Source organism: Burkholderia sp. Ac-20392 (assembly GCF_017104585.1).
Classification (GTDB): Bacteria; Pseudomonadota; Gammaproteobacteria; order Burkholderiales; family Burkholderiaceae; genus Burkholderia; species Burkholderia lata.
Genome location: NZ_JAAGPB010000939.1, coordinates 1 through 1,673, shown reverse-complemented (window position 1 = coordinate 1,673; position 1,673 = coordinate 1). Strand labels below are relative to the sequence as shown.

4 protein-coding genes are annotated in these 1,673 nt (G+C 69.6%); 2 read left to right on the top strand and 2 right to left on the bottom strand.

What is annotated here, in order from left to right:
* A partial coding sequence (locus G3N99_RS39920; protein ID WP_241012089.1) for a PfkB family carbohydrate kinase occupies window positions 1-280 on the top strand: 280 nt, incomplete at its 5' end.
* A gap of 114 nt (window positions 281-394) precedes the next feature.
* Window positions 395-616 carry a hypothetical protein gene (locus G3N99_RS39915; RefSeq protein ID WP_011353424.1) on the top strand — a complete coding sequence of 74 codons (222 nt, stop codon included), beginning with the start codon at window positions 395-397 and terminating at the stop codon, window positions 614-616.
* Between the two features lie 25 nt (window positions 617-641).
* Here G3N99_RS39915 and G3N99_RS39910 read toward each other — a convergent pair whose 3' ends face one another.
* On the bottom strand, window positions 642-836 hold the full coding sequence (locus G3N99_RS39910) for a DUF2905 domain-containing protein (RefSeq protein ID WP_039355363.1): 195 nt from the start codon (window positions 834-836) through the stop codon (window positions 642-644).
* 10 nt (window positions 837-846) lie between these two features.
* The coding region (locus G3N99_RS39905; RefSeq protein WP_206125155.1) for an SAM-dependent methyltransferase at window positions 847-1,673 on the bottom strand (827 nt) is incomplete at its 5' end.

The window sequence follows — 1,673 nt, the reverse complement described above, 5'->3', positions numbered from 1 at the left end:
CCCGCGCGCGGCGGTGCTCGTCACGCGCGGCGCGCAGGCGGCGATGCTCTACGCGGACGGTGATGTGCATGAAGCCAGCCCGCCGCGCGTCGAGGTGGCCGACACGGTCGGCGCGGGCGACGCGTCGATCGGCGGCATGCTGTTCAGCCTGATGGCTGCGCCGCAGCGATCGTGGCGCGAGCATCTCGTGTTCGCGCTGGCGGCAGGCGCCGCGGCGTGCCGGCATACGGGCGCGCATGCGCCGACGCTCGACGAGGTCGTCGCACTGATCGAACGATGACGGGAAGGACGGTGACCGGACACCGCGACCGGACACCGTTCGGTCACCGATTTGCCGCGCTGTACATGCTGCGCCGCAGTGCTACGATGAAGTGTCCTTTTGCGGGAGAGCACGATGGACACCAACACGTTCACGAAGGGCATCTACACGGCCAAGGCGCATACCCAGCATGCGGGCAACGGGCAGTTCCAGGGTTACGTGATCCTCGCGCGGGACGACGGGGACGACACCGAGAACACGCGCTACGACGTCCACTCGACGAGCCCCAGCGAGGAAGAAGCGTTCGACGAGGCAAAGGCGCTCGCGCACCGGATCCTCGGCGAAATCGAGCTGTAACGCCTGCCAGCCTTTTCGGCGCGGCTCAGAGCAGCCGCGCCACCATCGACAGCAGCATCGTCAGCACCAGCGTCGACATGAACGGGAACGGATAGCGCCGCCCGCCGAGCGTCAGCGTGACGTCGCCCGGCATCCGCCCGATGCCGAGCTTGCCGAGCCACGGCCAGCAGCGCGTCAGGATCATCACCGCGACGAACGACGTCATCAGCCAGCGCAGCATGTCGGCTCCGTCAGAGTGCGTGCGAGCGGTCGCCGCGCGCGAACGCGTCGAGCGTGCCGTCGATGCCGCGCGAGAACGCGATCACCTTGAACAGCTCGCCCATCTCGGCTTCGGAGATCAGCTTCTGCACCGCGTTCGCGGCCGGCAGGAATGCGCGGATGTCCGACGGATCGATCGCGGCCAGCGCGTCGGTGATGCCCGCGTTCAGCAGGAAGCGCGCCTGCGACGTGTAGCCGAGCAAATCAGCGCCGGTGGCGACGGCCGCGTCGTAGATGCCGGTGAATTCGACGTGCGCGGTGATGTCCTGCAGCCCCGGGTACAGGAACGGATCGTCGTGTGCGTGGTGACGGTAGTGGCACATCAGCGTGCCGCGGTCGCGCTGCGGGTGGTAGTACTCGTGCGCGGGAAAGCCGTAGTCGACCAGCAGCACCGCGCCGCGCCCGAGCATCGTGCAGACGGTGCGCGTGAACGCCAGCGCGGCCTCGTGCGTCTCGGTCACGTAGCCGTCGGCCGCATCGTCAAGACCCGCGAGCACCGGCGGCAGGCCGGCCGGTGCGGCCAGCCGGTCTTCGAACACGAACGCCTGCCGCGCGTCGAGCGCGACGCCGCGCTCCTGCCATGCGCCGCCCGCCTTCGCGAACAGGCGCACGGGCATCGCATCGAGCACCTCGTTGCCGACCACGACGCCGTCGAACCGCTCCGGCAGCGCGTCGAGCCAGCGCACCTTCGCGGCGAGCGCCGGTGCGGCGGCCGCGATCGTGTCGCGCTGCCGCTCGCGCAACTCGCCGGACAGGTCGACGATCAGGTATTCGTCGAGCCCGGCCTCCAGCGCGTCGA